Source organism: Streptomyces sp. NPDC029296, from assembly GCF_055569255.1.
The window spans coordinates 174890-192582 of sequence record NZ_JBVHXT010000006.1 but is presented as its reverse complement, the minus strand read 5'-3'; the positions used below and the strand labels follow the sequence as shown (position 1 = coordinate 192582).

General features: G+C 71.1%; 14 protein-coding genes. 5 read left to right on the top strand and 9 right to left on the bottom strand.

Going from position 1 to position 17693, the window contains the following annotated elements; all coding sequences use genetic code 11:
• Nucleotides 1–107: 107 nt before the first annotated feature.
• Genes ACZ4W9_RS07605 through ACZ4W9_RS07595 form a run of 3 tightly spaced genes read right to left on the bottom strand, consistent with a single transcriptional unit; the run spans nucleotide 108 to nucleotide 4589 of the window.
• Complete coding sequence (locus ACZ4W9_RS07605; protein ID WP_467933875.1) at nucleotides 108–2057, bottom strand: ABC transporter permease/substrate-binding protein; 1950 nt, start codon at nucleotides 2055–2057, stop codon at nucleotides 108–110.
• Nucleotides 2047–3567, bottom strand: coding sequence for a sugar ABC transporter ATP-binding protein (locus ACZ4W9_RS07600; protein WP_467933873.1), 1521 nt, complete (start codon nucleotides 3565–3567; stop codon nucleotides 2047–2049). Before ACZ4W9_RS07600 ends, ACZ4W9_RS07605 begins: the two co-directional genes overlap by 11 nt.
• Entirely contained in the window at nucleotides 3564–4589 is a 1026-nt protein-coding gene (locus ACZ4W9_RS07595) for a LacI family DNA-binding transcriptional regulator (RefSeq protein WP_467933872.1), read from the bottom strand. Before ACZ4W9_RS07595 ends, ACZ4W9_RS07600 begins: the two co-directional genes overlap by 4 nt.
• A gap of 578 nt (nucleotides 4590–5167) precedes the next feature.
• Between ACZ4W9_RS07595 and ACZ4W9_RS07590 the strand changes: the two genes are divergently transcribed.
• Entirely contained in the window at nucleotides 5168–5950 is a 783-nt protein-coding gene (locus ACZ4W9_RS07590) for a DUF2637 domain-containing protein (RefSeq protein ID WP_467933871.1), read from the top strand.
• 362 nt (nucleotides 5951–6312) lie between these two features.
• Here the strand turns inward: ACZ4W9_RS07590 and ACZ4W9_RS07585 are convergent, their stop codons facing one another.
• The 3 genes from ACZ4W9_RS07585 to ACZ4W9_RS07575 all read right to left on the bottom strand — a co-directional run bounded on the left by ACZ4W9_RS07585 (nucleotide 6313) and on the right by ACZ4W9_RS07575 (nucleotide 8496).
• A complete protein-coding gene (locus ACZ4W9_RS07585) occupies nucleotides 6313–6627 on the bottom strand; it encodes a hypothetical protein (protein WP_467933869.1) in 315 nt (104 codons plus the stop codon).
• An 80-nt stretch (nucleotides 6628–6707) separates the two neighbouring features.
• Nucleotides 6708–7592, bottom strand: coding sequence for an RpnC/YadD family protein (locus ACZ4W9_RS07580; RefSeq protein ID WP_467933868.1), 885 nt, complete (start codon nucleotides 7590–7592; stop codon nucleotides 6708–6710).
• A gap of 115 nt (nucleotides 7593–7707) precedes the next feature.
• Nucleotides 7708–8496: a GAF domain-containing protein gene (locus tag ACZ4W9_RS07575; RefSeq protein WP_467933867.1), complete on the bottom strand. Its 789-nt coding sequence runs from the start codon at nucleotides 8494–8496 to the stop codon at nucleotides 7708–7710.
• A 303-nt stretch (nucleotides 8497–8799) separates the two neighbouring features.
• Here ACZ4W9_RS07575 and ACZ4W9_RS07570 point away from each other — a divergent pair, with 303 nt between their 5' ends.
• From ACZ4W9_RS07570 to ACZ4W9_RS07560, 3 genes are all read left to right on the top strand, one after another.
• Entirely contained in the window at nucleotides 8800–9039 is a 240-nt protein-coding gene (locus ACZ4W9_RS07570) for a hypothetical protein (RefSeq protein ID WP_467933865.1), read from the top strand.
• A 98-nt stretch (nucleotides 9040–9137) separates the two neighbouring features.
• Nucleotides 9138–11393 (top strand): SF1B family DNA helicase RecD2, encoded by a 2256-nt coding sequence (recD2, locus tag ACZ4W9_RS07565; RefSeq protein ID WP_467933864.1) that lies wholly within the window; start codon nucleotides 9138–9140, stop codon nucleotides 11391–11393.
• Between the two features lie 197 nt (nucleotides 11394–11590).
• Nucleotides 11591–12880 (top strand): citrate synthase, encoded by a 1290-nt coding sequence (locus ACZ4W9_RS07560; RefSeq protein WP_467933863.1) that lies wholly within the window; start codon nucleotides 11591–11593, stop codon nucleotides 12878–12880.
• 677 nt (nucleotides 12881–13557) lie between these two features.
• On the opposite strand, the gene ACZ4W9_RS07555 is transcribed toward ACZ4W9_RS07560, so the two are convergent.
• Both ACZ4W9_RS07555 and ACZ4W9_RS07550 read right to left on the bottom strand, forming a co-directional pair.
• A complete protein-coding gene (locus ACZ4W9_RS07555; protein WP_467933862.1) occupies nucleotides 13558–15810 on the bottom strand; it encodes a heavy metal translocating P-type ATPase in 2253 nt (750 codons plus the stop codon).
• 86 nt (nucleotides 15811–15896) lie between these two features.
• The gene (locus tag ACZ4W9_RS07550) at nucleotides 15897–16136 is read right to left on the bottom strand and encodes a heavy-metal-associated domain-containing protein (RefSeq protein WP_467933860.1); all 240 of its coding nucleotides are present in this window, start codon (nucleotides 16134–16136) and stop codon (nucleotides 15897–15899) included.
• Between the two features lie 147 nt (nucleotides 16137–16283).
• Here ACZ4W9_RS07550 and ACZ4W9_RS07545 point away from each other — a divergent pair, with 147 nt between their 5' ends.
• Nucleotides 16284–17327, top strand: a complete 1044-nt coding sequence (locus ACZ4W9_RS07545) for a zinc-dependent alcohol dehydrogenase family protein (RefSeq protein WP_467933859.1) — start codon at nucleotides 16284–16286, stop codon at nucleotides 17325–17327.
• 12 nt (nucleotides 17328–17339) lie between these two features.
• Here ACZ4W9_RS07545 and ACZ4W9_RS07540 read toward each other — a convergent pair whose 3' ends face one another.
• Nucleotides 17340–17540 carry a helix-turn-helix transcriptional regulator gene (locus ACZ4W9_RS07540; RefSeq protein WP_467933858.1) on the bottom strand — a complete coding sequence of 67 codons (201 nt, stop codon included), beginning with the start codon at nucleotides 17538–17540 and terminating at the stop codon, nucleotides 17340–17342.
• Nucleotides 17541–17693: the final 153 nt, after the last annotated feature.

Sequence of the window (17693 nt, the reverse complement as noted above, 5' to 3'; positions counted from 1 at the left end):
AAGAAAAGGAGGGGTGGTGGCCGTCCTTGTTCCACCCCCGGGGGAGGCGGCCGGGGGGGGGGCCACCCCCCCCCCCCCCCCCCCCCCCCCCCCCCTGCCGTGGTCCGTCAGCCGGTGAACCCGGCCACGTTGTCCTTCGTGACCACCTTCACCGGCACCTTCACCGTCGGCTCCACCTTCTCGCCCCGGACCGCCTTCAGGGCGTTGTCCACGGCGATCCGGCCCAGCTGCGAGGGCTGCTGGGCGACCGACGCGTACAGCGTGCCGCCCTTGACCGCCGTCAGCCCGTCCGGGGTGCCGTCGAAGCCGACCACCTGCACCGACCTGCCCGCCTTGGAGCCGAGCGCCTTGATCGCGCCGAGGGCCATCTCGTCGTTGGCGGCGATGACGCCCTGCACGTCCGGGTGGGCCTGGAGCAGGTTCGACATCACGTCCAGACCCTTGGTCCGGTCGAAGTCGGCGGGCTGCTGGGCCAGCACCCGGATGCCCGGGTAGGCCTTCAGGCCCTTGGCGAAGCCGGCCGCCCGCTCACGCGCCGCCGACGTGCCCGCCTGCCCCTGGAGGATGACGATCCTCCCCTTGCCGCCCAGCTTCTCGGCGACGGTCTTCGCGGCCAGCTCACCGCCGGCGACGTTGTCGGAGGCCACCAGCGTGGCCACGGACGCCCGGTTGACGCCCCGGTCCACGGCGACGACGGGGATGTCCGCCTTGCCCGCGGCCTTCACCGAGTTGCTCGCCGCGTCCGAGTCCACCGGGTTGACGATGATCCCGTCCAGGCTCGTACTGGTGAAGTTCTGGAGCTGGTTCGCCTGCTGGGAGGCGTCGTTCTGGGCGTCGGTGACGTTCAGGTCCACGCCCAGCCTCCTCGCCTCGGCCTCGGCGCCGGACCGGATCTGCACGAAGAACGGGTTGTTGAGGGTGGACAGGGACAGGCCCAGCCGCGGGTTCGCCGACGAGGAGGAACCGCCGTGCAGCAGCGAGGTGGCGCCGACCACGGCCACGGTGACCACCGCCGCCAGCGCGTACGTCACCGCCTGCCTGCCCTTCGGCCCGCCCGCACCGGCGGCCACCGGCACCGCACCGGCCTTGCGGCGCACGGTGTCCAGCAGCACCGCCAGCGCGATGACGACACCGATCACGACCTGCTGCCAGAACGCGGACACCGACAGCAGGTTCAGCCCGTTGCGGAGCACCGCGAGGATCAGCGCGCCGATCAGCGTGCCGGACGCCTTGCCGGTGCCGCCCGCCAGCGAGGCGCCACCGATGACGACGGCGGCGATCGCGTCCAGCTCGTAGCCGTCGGCGGCCTGCGGCTGCGCCGAGGACAGCCGGGCGGCCAGCACCACGCCCGCGACGGCGGCGAACAGCCCGGACAGGGCGTAGATGGCGAGCTTCTGCCGCTTGACCCTGAGGCCGGACAGCCGGGCGGCCTCCTCGTTGCCGCCGATCGCGTACATGGACCGGCCGATGTAGGTCCGGCCGAGCACCACGGCGGCGATCAGCCCCATCACCACCATGACCAGCACCGGCACCGGCAGCCAGCCGCCGAGGGTGTCGCCGAGGTGGGAGACCGAGCCGGGGAACGCGATCGGGGAGCCCTGGGAGATCACCAGGGCCAGACCACGGCCCACCGACAGCATGGCCAGCGTCGCGATGAACGGCGGCAGCTTGCCGTAGGCGATGAGGAAGCCGTTCACCAGGCCGGCGACGACGCCCGTGGCGACCGCCAGGACCACCGCGAGCGCGACCGGCACCCCGTGCGAGGTGGCGCTCCAGCCCAGCATGGTCGCCGACAGCGCGGCCACCGAACCCACGGACAGGTCGATGCCCGCCGAGACGATCACGAACGTCACACCGAAGGCGAGGATCGCCGTCACGGCGGCCTGCACGCCGATGTTCAGCAGGTTGTCCGTGGTCATGAAGTCACCCGACAGCGCCGACAGGGCGATGACGAGGACGATCAGCGCGGTGAGCGCGCCGTTGTCGAGGAGCAGCCGGCGCAGGGTCCCCGGGGCGCCACCCGCGCCCGACCGGCTCTTGAGCGTGTCAGTGGCCACGGGGGCCCTCCTTCTCGGTGGTGGGGGTGGAGACGGCGAGGGACATCACCGCGTCCTGGGTCGCCTCTTCGGCGGTGAGTTCGCCGGCGATCCGGCCCTGGGCCATCACCAGCACCCGGTCGCTCATGCCGAGCACCTCGGGCAGATCGCTGGAGATCATCAGGACGGCGGCACCGGCGGCCGTCAGTTCGTTGATCAGCTGGTAGATCTCGACCTTGGCGCCGACGTCGATCCCGCGCGTCGGCTCGTCGAGGATCAGCACCTTGGTGTCGGCCAGCAGCCACTTGCCGATGACGACCTTCTGCTGGTTGCCGCCGGACAGGGTCCGCACGCGCTGCCCGAGGCCCGCCATGCGCACCCCGAGCTGCCCGGCGATCCGCTCGGCGGCGGCGTGCTGGCCCTTGCGGTCCACCAGCCCCGCCCGGGTGGCCGCGCGCAGCGTCACCAGCCCGAGGTTCTCCTCGACGGAGGCGTCCAGCACCAGCCCCTGGCCCTTGCGGTCCTCCGGCACGAGCCCGATCCCGGCGTCCATCGCGGCGTTCACGTCGTGCCGCTTCAGCTGGGCGCCGGACACCCGGACGACCCCGCGGTCGTAGGGGTCGGCGCCGAACACGGCCCGCACGACCTCGGTCCGCCCGGCACCCACCAGCCCCGCGATGCCGACGACCTCACCGGCGTGCACCTCGAAGCTCACGTCGTGGAAGACGCCGTCCCGGCACAGCCCCTGGACGGACAGCAGCGGATCACCCGTGCCGGTCCGCTCCCTCGGGTACTGCTGCTCGATGGACCGCCCCACCATCAGCCGCACGAGTTCGTCCTCGGGCGTGGCGGCGGGCACCTGCCCGACGCTCTTCCCGTCCCGGATGACGGTGACCCGGTCCCCCAGGGCGGCGATCTCCTCCAGGTGATGCGTGATGAAGACGACCCCCACCCCGTCGGCCCGCAGTCCCCGCACGATGGCGAAGAGCTTCTCCACCTCCTCCGAGGTGAGCACGGCGGTCGGCTCGTCCATGACGAGCACGCGCGCGTCGAGGCTGAGCGCCTTGGCGATCTCGACCATCTGGAGCCGCGCGATCCCCAGTTCCCGCACCCGCGCCCGGGGCGACACGTCGACCCCGACCCGCTCCAGCAGCGCCGCGGCCCCGGCCTCCATCCGCTTCCGGTCGATCATCCCGAAGCGGCGCGGCTGCCGCCCCAGGAAGATGTTCTCGGCGACGGTCAGATCGGGCACCAGGTTGAACTCCTGGTAGATGGTGGCGATCCCGAGCCGTTCGGCGTCCTGCGCCCCGTGGACGCGCACCTCCTCACCGCCCACGAAAATCCGGCCGGCGTCGGGGGTGTAGGCACCGGAGAGCATCTTGATCAGCGTGCTCTTGCCGGCCCCGTTCTCACCGAGCAGCACATGGACCTCGCCCCGGCGCAGATCGAAGTCGACGCCGTCGAGCGCGACCACGCCGGGGAAGGTCTTGCGTATGCCCTCGATGCGCAGCAACTCGTCCGGGTCGCTCACGTCGTGCTCCTTTGCACTGGGGAGGGGGTGGGAGGCTCACCGCACGAGCGGCGTACGACGAGCCGGGCGGGCAGCGTGACGGAGCGCGGGGTGCGCCCCTCGATCCGGTCGACCAGCGCGCGTACGGCGGCCCGCCCCAGCTCACCGGTGGGCTGGGCGATCGCGGTGACCGGCGGATCGGTGTGCACGAACCACGGGATGTCGTCGAACGCGGCCAGCGCGATGTCGTCGGGCACCCGCAGCCCGCGCGCCCGTACGGCGTCCAGCGCGCCGAGCGCCATCAGGTTGTCGGCCGCGAAGACCACGTCGGGCGGCTCCGGCAGATCGAGGAACCCCTCGGTCACCCGCCGTCCGCTCTCGGCCTGGAAGTCGCCCTGGCCCGTGTAGGCGCCGGGCAGCGGGAGCCCGTACTCGGCGAGCGCGGCCCGGAAGGCCTCGACGCGCTCGCTGCCGGTGGTGGTGGCGGCGGGCCCGGCGATGATGGCGAGCCGCCGGTGCCCGAGCCGGCAGAGGTGACCGACGAGGTCCCGCACCGCCGCCCGCCCGTCGGCCCGCACGACGGGCACGTCCACGCCGGGGATCCACCGGTCGACGAACACCATGGGAGTCCCCGCCCGGGCGGCGTCGAGCATCAGCGGCGACCCGCCGTCGGTGGGGGAGACCAGCAGCCCGTCGATCCGCCGGTCCAGCAGGTTCCGCACGTGGTGGTCCTGGAGTTCGGGCCGTTCGTCGGCGTTCCCGATGATCACGCTGTACCCGAGGGCACGGGCCTCTTCCTCGACGGACCGGGCCAGCTCGGTGAAGTAGGGATTGAGCACGTCACTGATGACGAGCCCGAGCGTGTGGGTCTGGTCGGTCCGCAGGGACCGCGCCACGGCGTTCGGCCGGTAGCCGAGGGCGGCCACGGCGGCCGTCACCCGCTCGCGGGCGTCGGCACTGACGGACGGGTGGCCGTTCAGCACGCGTGACACGGTGGCCACGGAAACCCCCGCCGAAGCGGCGACATCCTTGATGCTCGCCATCGCCGGCTCCACCTCCTCGTGGACTCGTGGAATCGATTACATCCCTGCCGTACGAGGATTGGAAACGATTACACGAGGCGGAGGCAAGGGGGTGCGGGTGGCCGAAACCCAATCGTGACCGTGGCGGCCGGGGGGACGGTCACCGCCTCGCGCCGCAGCGGTCCCCGTGGGCACCGGAGGGCGCGCGGGCGCCCACGGGCGGAATGACACAAATGAAAAAACGCTTTCCCTAACGTTTTCCGGCGCCGCGTTCACTCATTTGCCGCGCATCTGGAGGAGAGGGGGTGGCGTTAGCCCGAATATGACGACGACGAGGCTCCACGGCTTGCTTCACCGGGACACGAGGAAGGATAGCCCCTCGGCGGACAGTTCGCTGACATTCAGTCCAACAATGCACCCGCCTGGCGGCACCCGCTCGGCGCGCGAAGATCACGAGGGAGCCGAACCTCCGGATACCGGGACGCTGCTTCGCGAATTCCTCGTTCTGCTGGAGGCGGTACAGGAGGAACTCAACCAGCGATGGAGCGCTCAGGAAAACGCCAGCTACCGCTTGGACCGCGTCTGACGGGGGAATTCCTATGAACCAAGAATATGCGCGCTCCTCCTTCACGCGCCGCGAGTGGTACGCGGACGCGGCCCCCTACCCGTCGGGCCCCGGCTGGCACGGCGGCCCGGCCGACGCCCTGGACCCGGGGGATGTGCTGGTCCCTCCCGACGCCTACTGGGACCCGGCGGAAGAACTCGCCTTCCTCTTGCAGGAGGCCGTCCCGGCGGAGCGGCAGGCGACGATCCCGCCACCGCGCGGCGAACCGACACCCGGCGTCGACTTCGCCGACCCGATGGAGAAACTCGCGCAGATCACCGCGCAGTTTCCCCCCGGCCGGCGTCCCCCTGCCGCTGCCGGGACGGGGCACCGGAAGAGGCGCGTTCACCGAATGCGCGTCAAGTGGATGCGGGCCGGCAGCTTTGTGATCGCCGCGTTCGTGTCCGTCCTGGTGGCGATGGTCAGCGTATTCGGTGGAATGGCGGCGTACGGCTCGCTGCGTAATGCCACCTCCGGGGTGGACGGCGGAATGATCGCGTGGTGGCCCCTTCTCGTGTACGGCCCCTGGATGGCGGCTTCCCTCTCCATCCTGCGAAATGCCCTGCATCAGCGCCGGGCCGTGCACTCGTGGTGCGTTGTCCTGCTGTTCTCCTCGGTGGCGTTGATCCTCTGCGTGGCCCAGGCGGACCGATCCGTCACCGGCGTCGCCGGAGCCGCCCTCCCCGCGGTCGCGTCCCTGGCGTGCTTCCAGCAGCTGGTCCGCCAGATCACCCTGACCCTCCCCCCGAGCCAGGAGAAACCCCGCCACCGCAGATAACACCGGAGGCTCCCGGCCCCCCGCCACCACGCGATCGCAGATCCGTTCCACCCGCCCACCTCGGCAGGCGCTGAGGCACCGCGGAACGGATCTGCCACTCACCTCACCTCACGGCGAAGCGCACTCACGGTGATTGCTGGTGGCGGGACCGCGACGCCTGTCGAGCCGCCGGTGCCCGGGTTCCCGGAGACGCCCGACGCGCCACCCCTCCTTATGGACCACCCATCCCAAAAACCACCACCGCCAGCCGCCGAGCACACCCGGCGTGCATGCGAGATGCGACCGCGCCCCCGCAGACAGGACCACGCAACGCACCCGAGGGCCCGGTACCGGCCGGGCCACTGCCTTCTCGGGCCACCCGCTCACTCCCCGGCGAACAACTCCGCCCCGTCGGTGGCGTACAGGGCACGCTGGACGCACAGCTCAAGCCGGCGGGGGTCCGTGCAGGCCCCGACCCGCTCACGGACGGCGTCGGAGATCGGGATGCCACGCCACTCCAGCACACGGAGGGCCATCTCCCGCTGGGCGCGAAGGCGCCCTTGCTCAAGCCCTTGCTCCAGCCCCTCCTGTAGCCCCTCCTGTAGCCCCTGCTCCCTCCCCTCCGCCCGCACCTGCTCGGCCAGCGGGTGTCGCCAGAAGTACTGGATCGCCATCGTCAGGTCCTTCCATGGCCGCACCACCAGAGGGCCGGCCGGGCGACGGTTGACGGAACTGCGTGTCCGGGCCGGCCCAGGGAAGTGACCGGCCGGACGCTCGCTCACTCGGTGGCGAACAACTCCGCCGCGTCCGTGACATGGACGGCTCGCCGGGCCCACACCTCCAGCTGATCGGGGTCCGCGCAGGCCAGCACCCGCTCTCGGACCGCGTCGGACACCGGGATGCCGCGCCACTCCAGCACACGGAGGGTCATCTCCTGCTGGGTTTGAATGCGCCCCTGCTCCCTCCCCTCCGCCCGCACCTGCTCGGCCAGCGGGTGACGCCAGAAGTACTGGATCGCCGTCATCAGCTTCCTCCACATCTGCTTCGCCTGGGGATCGACCAGGCATGAGTCGACGAACTGCGCGAAGACCGCGGCGCTGTCGGCATCGATGGTCCGCAGGGCGGATGCCAGGGATTCCAGTATGGCCACCGCCCCCGGCCCACGTCCGTGTGTCATCGCCGACAGCACCGCGAGAGGGGGATCCGCCTCCGCCTGCTTCTCGTCCGCGATCACCGGTACGTTGTCCGGCCCCAGCACCAACGGCCGCACCGTCAGCGAGTGCCAGCCGGGGAAACCCAGCCGGATCGGACGCGAAGCCCACTTCGCCGTGGCACTGTTCTGGGTGATCACGATCAGCACCGGCTCGCAGCGGTACTTCTCGTACAGGTACGACAGGTAGTACGGCCAGCTCCCCCGCTTCCGCTCGTCCGCCTTCCCCTGCGACTCCACGACCAGCAGGTACGTGCCCTCGTCCGTCTCCGCCCGCAGCAACGTGTCCACCCGGCGCTCGACCGGCTCGATCTCCGTCAGGTCCACGTTCAGCGCCGCGATCTCCGTAGGTCTGGGAAACGGCACGTGCAACACCCGCTGCAACGCCCGCGTCAGCAGCTCCGGGTCCTTCTGGAAGATCCGGTGCAGCGCCTCGTGCGACGAGCCGACCATCAGCTCTCCTTTCGTACGACCTGGCCAACGAGCCAGGCCGCCGAGAGGTGGCGCACCCGTACGAAATGCTCGGCTCGGGCTCGGGCGCCAGCCGTTCGGAAGGCGGAAGAGGGGCTCAGCGGCGTACCGCCAGCGCCGCGCCCAGCAGGCGGGCGAGGACCTCCACCAGGCGGATGTCCTCCTTGCGGAGGTCGCCGGGGTTCGGCGCGTCCACGCACAGGACGCCGAACGCGTCCTTGCCGGCGGCCGTGATGGTCGCGGTGATGTAGGTCTTGTACGAGTCCGTCTCCGGCCGCAGCTCCGGCGCGAGCGCGTCGACGTTCTCCACGAACGTGCTCTTGCGGTCGTCCATCAGCTTGAGCAGGGACGCCCCGCGCGCCTGGTCCTCGCGGAACACCGTCCGCGGCGCCTCCGCCCGCCCCATCCAGAGGCCGGCCAGGCACTTCATCTCCCGGACACCGGTCCCCGGGGGCGCCGGGGCGATCTCCAGCACACAGGCGCGCGCGTTCTCCGGCCCGATGAGCTGGGCGGTGAGGGAGACGATGGCCTGCTTCATCTGCTGCTGGAGCGGACTGCGCGCGCTCTTGCTGTTCGCGCTGACGATCTCGCCGATGTGGTGGACCAGCACCGTGAGCACGTCTTCCATGGCCCCGCGGGCGCGCTCCGCGGCGGCCTTCGCGGCCTGTTCGGCGGTGACCAGGTCGCGCCGGGCGGCGACCGCCTCCTGCCGGGACATGATGACCGTGGCCACCGTGGCCAGTACGCCGACACCCATGATCGTCATGGCGATCCATATCGGCAGTTCCAGGCCAAGACCGAGGACGATCGGCGCGACGTAGGTGACGACACCCAGCGTTCCCATCGTCGCCGTGCCCCAGCCCACGCGTAATCCACTCAAGGACATAGCGACGGAGCCTACACGCAGAGTTAGGCCATGTGGGTGGTTCCGTCGTTTCGGAGAGCGTGTCTCTGGGTATCAATACGGTGACGGAAGGTGTCCGGACCGTGACCGGGAAGCAGACGGCTCGTTCAGGGACGATGTCAGCCTCTTGAACCGGGCCGATAGTCAATCCGTAAGCCATACCGTCGGATTGACGCTGACAAGCCATCAGCCGAGACTGTACCGTCAACGCTTGGAGGGCGCATGCCGACCCAGAACGGCGGGAGCCACTCGTCCTCCGAGTCGAACCCGGGGGGGAGCGCGAGCATGAGCACTGCGCACAGTGAGGTGTGGAGCGGGGTCGTCTTAGACACGGACCCTGCGGTACGCGAGTTCGAAAGAGACCCGGCCGAGTACATGAAGCGGAAGGCGACGGCGCTCCGCTCCGTGGACTTCGAGAGCGTACGAGCGAGCCTGAGCGGATCCCACGAGCCGCGCGCCTCGCTTTTCGTGCGTCTGAAGACGCTCCTGTCCTCCGGCGACAAGGACGAGAAGAAGGCCGGCTGAAGCGCGAGCGGACACATCCCGCGCTCACCTGACCGCCCCGGCGCGGTGATCACCGCCCGCGAAAGCCGGCTGTCGGACCCCACCGGTACCGTCGGACCATGGCTCACCAGGCGGGGAACCCCGGCGGCGAACGGCATCTCGCCGTCCTCGAAGGCGTGCTGGAACGCATCACGTACGCCAATGAGGAGAACGGCTACACGGTCGCCCGTGTCGACACCGGACGCGGCGCCGGCGATCTGCTCACGGTCGTCGGCGCGCTGCTCGGTGCCCAGGTGGGGGAGTCCCTGCGCATGGAGGGCCGTTGGGGCTCGCACCCGCAGTACGGCAAGCAGTTCCACGTCGAGAACTACACGACCCTGCTGCCGGCCACCGTCCAGGGCATCCGCCGCTATCTCGGATCCGGCCTGGTCAAGGGCATCGGCCCGGTCTTCGCCGACCGCATCACCCAGCACTTCGGCCTCGACACCCTCCGGATCATCGAGGAGGAGCCCAAGCGGCTGATCGAGGTGCCGGGCCTCGGGCCGAAGCGGACCAAAAAGATCTCCGACGCCTGGGAGGAGCAGAAGGCGATCAAGGAGGTCATGCTCTTCCTCCAGACCGTCGAGGTCTCCACCTCCATCGCCGTGCGGATCTACAAGAAGTACGGCGACGAGTCGATCGCCGTCGTCAAGGAGCAGCCGTACCGGCTCGCCGCCGACGTCTGGGGCATCGGCTTCCTCACCGCCGACAAGATCGCCCAGTCCGTCGGCATCCCGCACGACAGCCCCGCGCGCGTGAAGGCCGGCCTGCAGTACGCGCTGTCGCAGTCCGCCGACCAGGGGCACTGCTTCCTGCCGGAGGAACGGCTGATCGCCGACGCCGTCAAACTCCTCCAAGTCGACACCGGACTCGTCATCGAGTGCCTCGCCGAGCTGTCCCGGCCCCCGGAGGACGGCGCCGACCCCGGGGTCGTACGGGAGAAGGTGCCCGGCCCCGACGGCGACGAGGAGCCGGTCAGCGCCGTCTATCTGGTGCCCTTCCACCGGGCCGAACTCTCCCTGTCCGCCCAGCTGCTGCGGCTGCTGCGCACCGACGAGGACCGGATGCCGGGCTTCCGGGACGTCGACTGGGCGAAGGCGCTCGGCTGGCTGAAGGCCCGCACCGGCGCCGACCTCGCGCCCGAGCAGGAGGCGGCCGTCAGACTGGCGCTCACGGAGAAGGTCGCCGTCCTCACCGGCGGGCCGGGCTGCGGCAAGTCCTTCACCGTCCGCTCGATCGTGGAGCTGGCCCGGGCCCGGCGCGCCAAGGTGGTGCTGGCCGCCCCGACCGGCCGCGCGGCCAAGCGGCTGGCGGAGCTGACCGGCGCCGAGGCCTCCACCGTGCACCGCCTGCTGGAGCTGAAGCCCGGCGGGGACGCGGCCTATGACCGAGACCGCCCGCTGGACGCCGACCTGGTGGTGGTGGACGAGGCGTCCATGCTGGACCTGCTGCTCGCCAACAAGCTGGTCAAGGCCGTCCCCCCGGGCGCCCACCTGCTGTTCGTCGGGGACGTGGACCAGCTGCCCAGCGTCGGCGCCGGGGAGGTGCTGCGGGACCTGCTCGCCGAGGGCGGTCCCGTCCCGGCCGTCCGGCTCACCCGGGTCTTCCGGCAGGCCCAGCAGTCCGGGGTGGTCACCAACGCGCACCGGATCAATGCCGGGCAGCACCCGCTCACCGACGGACTGAAGGACTTCTTCCTCTTCGTCGAGGACGACACCGAGGCCGCCGGCCGGCTCACCGTGGACGTCGCCGCACGGCGAATTCCCGCCAAGTTCGGGCTGGACCCGCGCCGGGACGTGCAGGTGCTCGCGCCGATGCACCGCGGCCCGGCCGGCGCCGGCGCGCTCAACGGACTGCTCCAGCAGGCCATCACGCCCGGCCGGCCCGATCTGCCGGAGAAGCGGTTCGGCGGCCGGGTCTTCCGCGTCGGCGACAAGGTCACCCAGATCCGCAACAATTACGAGAAAGGGAAGAACGGCGTCTTCAACGGCACCGTGGGCGTCGTCACCTCGCTCGACCCGGTCGACCAGCGCCTGACGGTGCTGACCGACGAGGACGAGGAGGTGCCGTACGAATTCGACGAACTGGACGAACTGGCCCACGCGTACGCGGTGACGATCCACCGTTCGCAGGGCAGCGAGTATCCCGCGGTGGTGATTCCCGTCACGACGGGGGCATGGATGATGCTCCAGCGGAACCTGCTGTACACGGCGGTCACCCGGGCCCGGCGGCTGGTCGTGCTCGTCGGGTCGCGCAAGGCGATCGGCCAGGCGGTGCGCACGGTGTCGGCCGGACGGCGCTGTACGGCCCTGGACTTCAGGCTCGGGACGAAATGATCGATCAAATGAGTCGTGAAGGTCACAGAGCACTTCCGGAACCACCCCGAAGGGGGCAGGATGGGCAGGCTGGCGGCACTGAGTGCCGCCAATAGGCCCAATGGTCGACCCCGAGTGCACTCTCCTGAGCCAAATGGGGGATGGTAGAGACAGTCAGGGCACCTCGAAGATGAGGCACTACGTCGGTGAGGGAAGACGTGAGCGACAACTCTGTAGTACTGCGGTACGGCGACGGCGAGTACACCTACCCGGTGGTCGACAGCACCGTCGGCGACAAGGGCTTCGACATCGGGAAGCTCCGCGCCCAGACCGGTCTGGTGACCCTGGACAGCGGGTACGGCAACACGGCCGCCTATAAATCCGCGATCACCTACCTCGACGGCGAGGCGGGCATCCTCCGCTACCGCGGCTACCCCATCGAGCAGCTGGCCGAGCGCTCCACCTTCCTCGAGGTGGCGTACCTGCTCATCAACGGCGAGCTCCCCACCGTCGACCAGCTGACGACGTTCAAGAACGACATCACGCGGCACACGCTGCTGCACGAGGACGTCAAGAACTTCTACAGGGGCTTCCCGCGCGACGCCCACCCGATGGCGATGCTGTCCTCGGTCGTCTCGGCGCTGTCCACCTTCTACCAGGACAGCCACAACCCGTTCGACGAGAAGCAGCGCGACCTCTCCACCATCCGGCTGCTCGCCAAGCTCCCGACCATCGCCGCGTACGCGTACAAGAAGTCGATCGGCCACCCGTTCGTCTACCCGCGCAACGACCTCGGCTACGTCGAGAACTTCCTGCGCATGACCTTCTCGGTCCCGGCGCAGGAGTACGACCTGGACCCGGTCGTGGTCTCCGCGCTGGACAAGCTGCTGATCCTGCACGCCGACCACGAGCAGAACTGTTCGACCTCCACGGTCCGCCTGGTCGGCTCCTCGCAGGCCAACATGTTCGCGTCGATCTCGGCCGGCATCAACGCGCTGTGGGGCCCGCTGCACGGCGGCGCCAACCAGTCGGTGCTGGAGATGCTGGAGGGCATCCGCGACTCCGGCTCCGACGTCGACACCTTCATCCGGAAGGTGAAGAACAAGGAGGACGGCGTCCGCCTGATGGGCTTCGGCCACCGGGTCTACAAGAACTTCGACCCGCGCGCCAAGATCATCAAGGCCGCCGCGCACGACGTGCTCTCCGCGCTGGGCAAGGAGGACGAGCTCCTCGACATCGCCCTGAAGCTGGAGGAGCACGCGCTCTCCGACGACTACTTCACCGAGCGCAAGCTCTACCCGAACGTGGACTTCTACACGGGTCTGATCTACCGCGCCATGGGCTTCCCGACCGAGATGTTCACGGTCCTGTTCGCCCTCGGCCGGCTGCCGGGCTGGATCGCCCAGTGGACCGAGATGATCAAGGAGCCGGGCTCCCGCATCGGCCGTCCGCGCCAGATCTACACGGGCGTGGTCGAGCGCGACTTCGTCCCGGTCGAGGCGCGCTGAGCGCACTGGGCACGGGGTCCGTCCGCGGGGGCGGGCCCCGGTCCGGCGTTCCGGAGTGATCACTCACGGGTGATCGGGCGGCGGAGACGCCGGAAAAGACGCGGAAGCGGGAAAGCGGAAGGCGCCCCGAGACGCCGGTCCCCCCACGGGCCGACGACCAGGGCGCCTTCCCATGTCCCGGTGCGGATTCCCCCCACGGGATCCGGCCGGGCGCTTGGAGAGGACAGCGCCTGAATCGCTGTCTGAGCACGGGCGAGCGAACTCGCCGTACTCCAGTGATGCGGTGCGGTCTGCCGGGACAGCGCACGCTGGGAGGGCCGCTCAAAGCTTCCCGGTGTACGTGCCCCGGCAACGCTCCCCCAAGCTCTCAACGTCGTGCGAGCCGGGAGGTACCCCCTTCTGGGAAAGTCCCCCAAGACATCCCCAGACGTCAGTCAGCGCCCCCCAAGACGCTGGTCTGACATCGCCAACTTAGACCTTCGAACCCCTTCGATGGTTACGTTCGCATCACTGTGATGTGCGTCTCTTGCATTTGTCCCTTTAATGCGCAAGAGACCCGATACGTCGATCGGGACTCTTGCGTAAGGAAGATGCGCGAGCCTTGTGAAGAGCTTATGTGAGGTGCGCGTCTGACTCCAGGGGGATCAAGGGGTCGATCCGGACGATTGCCCCCGGTTTCACCGGAAGGCCCGCAATCGCAGGCTGTTCGTCACCACGAAAACCGAGGAAAAGGCCATCGCGGCCCCGGCGATCATCGGGTTGAGCAGCCCGGCGGCGGCCAGCGGCAGCGCGGCGACGTTGTAGCCGAAGGCCCACACCAGGTTGCCCTTGATGGTGGCCAGCGTCCGGCGGGAGAGCCGGATCGCGTCCGCGGCCACCCGCAGGTCCCCGCGCACCAGCGTCAGGTCGCCGGCCTCGATCGCCGCGTCCGTGCCGGTGCCCATGGCCAGGCCCAGGTCCGCGGTGGCCAGCGCGGCGGCGTCGTTCACGCCGTCCCCGACCATGGCCACGGCCCGGCCCTCGCCCTGGAGCCGGCGCACGACGTCCACCTTGTCCTCGGGCAGCACCTCGGCGTACACGTGCCCCGGGTCGATGCCGACGGTCTTCGCGACCGCCTCGGCGACCGTGCGGTTGTCCCCGGTGAGCAGCACCGGCGTCAGCCCCAGCCCGCGCAGCTCGCGGACGGCCTCGGCGCTGGTCTCCTTGACGGCGTCGGCGACGGCGAGGACCCCCCGGGCCCGCCCGTCCCAGCCGGCCACGACGGCCGTACGGCCCTGCTCCTCGGCCTGCCGGGCCGCGTGCGCCAGTTCCCCGGGCAGCTCGTCGTAGAGCCGCCCCACGGCCACCTCGCGGCCGTTCACGCGCCCGCGTACGCCCCGTCCCGGCACGTTCTCGAAGTGCTCGACCGCGGGCAGCGCCCCGGCACGCTCCTCGGCGCCGGCGGCGATGGCGCGGGCCACAGGGTGCTCGGAGGCGTGCTCCAGGGCGCCCGCGAGGCGCAGCAGCTCCTTCTCGTCCTCGCCCTCGGCGACGTGGACCGCCTGGAGGCTCATCCGGCCGGTGGTGACCGTGCCCGTCTTGTCGAGGACGACCGTGTCCACCCGGCGCGTGGACTCCAGCACCTCCGGCCCCTTGATCAGGATGCCGAGCTGGGCGCCGCGCCCGGTGCCGACCATCAGCGCGGTCGGCGTGGCCAGGCCCAGCGCGCAGGGGCAGGCGATGATCAGGACGGCGACGGCGGCCGTGAACGCGGCGACCGTGTCGCCGGTGACCCCGAGCCAGACGCCGAAGGTGCCGAGCGCGATGAGGATGACCACCGGGACGAAGACGGCGGAGATCCGGTCGGCGAGCCGCTGCACCTCGGCCTTGCCGTTCTGCGCGTCCTCCACCAGCCGGGCCATCCGGGCGAGCTGGGTGTCCGCGCCGACCCGGGTGGCCTCGACGACCAGCCGGCCGCCGGCGTTGACCGTGGCGCCGGTGACCCGGTCGCCGGGGCCGACGTCGACCGGCACCGACTCGCCGGTCAGCATGGAGGCGTCCACGGCGGAGACGCCCTCCACCACCGTGCCGTCGGTGGCGACCTTCTCGCCGGGCCGTACGACGAACCGGTCGCCCACGGCCAGGCCGGACACCGGCACCCGCACCTCGCGTCCCCCGCGCAGCACGGCCACGTCCTTGGCGCCCAGTTCCATCAGGGCCTTCAGGGCGGCGCCGGCGCGGCGCTTGGAGCGGGCCTCCAGATAGCGGCCGAGCAGGATCAGCGCGACGACCCCGGAGGCGACCTCCAGGTAGATGGTGGAGGCGCCGTCCATGCGGGAGACGGTGAGGCGGAACTCGTCGTGCATGCCGTGCGTGCCCGCGTCGCCGAAGAACAGCGCCCACAGCGACCAGCCGAACGCGGCCAGCGTGCCGACCGAGACGAGGGTGTCCATGGTGGCGGCGCCGTGCCGGAGGTTGGTCCAGGCGGCCCGGTGGAAGGGGGCTCCGCCCCAGACGACGACGGGCGCGGCCAGGGTGAGCGAGAGCCACTGCCAGTTGTCGAACTGGAGCGCGGGGACCATCGCGAGCAGGACCACGGGCGCGGCGAGCAGCGCCGAGACGAGCAGGCGGTGCCGCAGCTCGCCGAGTTCGGCGTCGCGTTCCGGGGACTTCGCCGCGTCCTCGGGCTCGGGCTCGGGCGGGCGGGGTTCCTCGGCGGTGTAGCCGGTCTTCTCGACGGTGGCGATCAGGTCGGCGACCTCGACGCCGTCGGCGAAGGTGACCTTGGCCTTCTCGGTGGCGAAGTTGACGGTGGCGCTCACGCCGTCCATCCGGTTGAGCTTCTTCTCCACCCGGGCGGCACAGGAGGCGCAGGTCATGCCGCCGATGAGCAGCTCGACCTCGTCGGTGCCGGGGGCCGTCGCCGCGGGCTGGGCGGTGGTGCTGGTCATGTCCGGACTCCAGACATCGGACCGGGCCGTACGGATCCAGTATCAGCTGGTCGGCACGGCCCGGTCGGGAAAGGGACGGGTGGTGCTCAGGCCTGGCCGGCCAGCTCGTAGCCGGCCTCGTCGACGGCGGCGCGCACGGCCTCCTCGTCGAGCGGGGCCGCGGACACGACGGTCACCTCGCCGGACGACGCGACGGCCTTCACCGAGCCGACGCCCGGGATCCGGGAGATCTCCTCGGAGACGGAGCCCTCGCAGTGGCCACAGCTCATGCCGGTGACCTTGTAGACGGTGGTGACGGTGCCCGGGGTGCCGGTCTGCGCGGTCATGTCGTTACTCCTCTTCGAGGCGTGTGTGGGGCCTGTGGGGTGCCCGGAGGGACCCCGACGTCTTCCACTGTATACCCCTAGGGGGTATGACGCCAAGCGACTCCCCGGAGCGTCTAGCCTTCTTCCGGGTTCCCGAAAGGAGCGTGCATGCGAGCCGTGGTCTTCGAGGAGTACGGAAAGCCGGCCGGGATACGGGAGGTGCCCGACCCGGAGCCCGCCGCGCACGGTGTCGTCGTCCGGGTGGAGGCCACCGGCCTGTGCCGCAGCGACTGGCACGGCTGGGCGGGGCACGACCCGGACATCGCGCTGCCGCACGTGCCGGGGCACGAACTCGCCGGCGTGGTGGAGGCGGTCGGCGCCCGGGTGACCCGGTGGCGGCCCGGCGACCGGGTCACCGTGCCCTTCGTCTGCGCCTGCGGCACCTGCCCGGCCTGCGCGGCGGGCGACCAGCAGGTGTGCGAACGGCAGACCCAGCCCGGCTTCCACCACTGGGGCTCCTTCGCCGAGTACGTCGCCCTCGGCCACGCCGACGTCAACCTGGTCGCGCTCCCCGACGACATGGCGTACGCCACCGCCGCCGCCCTCGGCTGCCGCTTCGCCACCGCCTTCCGGGCCGTGGTCCAGCGGGGCCGGGTCGCGGCCGGGGAGTGGGTCGCGGTGCACGGCTGCGGCGGGGTCGGCCTGTCGGCGGTGATGATCGCGGCGGCCTCGGGCGCGCGGGTGGTGGCCGTCGACGTGGCACCCGGGGCCCTGGAGCTGGCCCGGCGCTTCGGCGCCGCCGTGTGCCTGGACGCGACCGGCGTGCCCGACCCGGCCGCCGCCGTGCGGGAACTGACCGGCGGCGGCGCCCATCTCTCGCTCGACGCCCTCGGCTCGCCCGCCACCTGCGCCGCCTCGGTCGACGGGCTGCGCCGCCGCGGCCGGCACGTCCAGGTCGGCCTGCTGCCCTCGGCCGACGGCACCACCCCGGTCCCGCTGGCCCGGGCGATCGCCCTGGAGCTGGAACTCCTCGGCAGCCACGGCATGGCCGCCCACGCCTACCCCGGCATGCTCCACCTGGTCCGCACCGGCGTGCTGCGCCCCGACCTCCTGGTGACCCGGACCATCCCGCTCGACGCGGCCCCGGCGGCGCTCGCGGCGATGGGCACGGCGGCGGGGGCCGGGGTCACGGTCATCGAGCCCTGGAGCTGACGCCCCGGGCCGTCAGCCGCTGCCGCGCCCGCGGTTGCCGGGGCGCGCGGCCACCCAGGCGCGGACGGTGTCGGCGCGCCAGTAGGGCCTGCCGCCCTCGACGCGGTCGGGCGGGGGCAGCAGTCCGTGCTTGCGGTAGGACCGTACGGTGTCCGGCTGCACCCGGATGTGCGCCGCGATCTCCTTGTAGGACCAGAGCCGCCGGTCGGTCATGAGCCGCACCTCCTTGTGCGCGCCACGGCGGCGACCGGTACGGCCGCCCGGGGGCCGGGCGCTGCGTCGGTCACCAGCGTGTGCCCGGGCGGCGACGGTGAGTGACCGATCGGGGTGGTCTGTCGCCGGGGCGTGACGGAGAACCGACACGGG

What these genes read in the sequence shown, in the direction of transcription:
- ACZ4W9_RS07595 (WP_467933872.1), bottom strand. Translation starts at nt 4,589, where the DNA reads ATGGCGAGCATCAAGGATGTCGCCGCTTCGGCGGGGGTTTCCGTGGCC.
- ACZ4W9_RS07590 (WP_467933871.1), top strand. Translation starts at nt 5,168, where the DNA reads ATGAACCAAGAATATGCGCGCTCCTCCTTCACGCGCCGCGAGTGGTAC.
- ACZ4W9_RS07580 (WP_467933868.1), bottom strand. Translation starts at nt 7,592, where the DNA reads ATGGTCGGCTCGTCGCACGAGGCGCTGCACCGGATCTTCCAGAAGGAC.
- ACZ4W9_RS07575 (WP_467933867.1), bottom strand. Translation starts at nt 8,496, where the DNA reads ATGTCCTTGAGTGGATTACGCGTGGGCTGGGGCACGGCGACGATGGGA.
- ACZ4W9_RS07570 (WP_467933865.1), top strand. Translation starts at nt 8,800, where the DNA reads ATGAGCACTGCGCACAGTGAGGTGTGGAGCGGGGTCGTCTTAGACACG.
- recD2 (WP_467933864.1), top strand. Translation starts at nt 9,138, where the DNA reads ATGGCTCACCAGGCGGGGAACCCCGGCGGCGAACGGCATCTCGCCGTC.
- ACZ4W9_RS07555 (WP_467933862.1), bottom strand. Translation starts at nt 15,810, where the DNA reads ATGACCAGCACCACCGCCCAGCCCGCGGCGACGGCCCCCGGCACCGAC.
- ACZ4W9_RS07550 (WP_467933860.1), bottom strand. Translation starts at nt 16,136, where the DNA reads ATGACCGCGCAGACCGGCACCCCGGGCACCGTCACCACCGTCTACAAG.
- ACZ4W9_RS07545 (WP_467933859.1), top strand. Translation starts at nt 16,284, where the DNA reads ATGCGAGCCGTGGTCTTCGAGGAGTACGGAAAGCCGGCCGGGATACGG.
- ACZ4W9_RS07540 (WP_467933858.1), bottom strand. Translation starts at nt 17,540, where the DNA reads ATGACCGACCGGCGGCTCTGGTCCTACAAGGAGATCGCGGCGCACATC.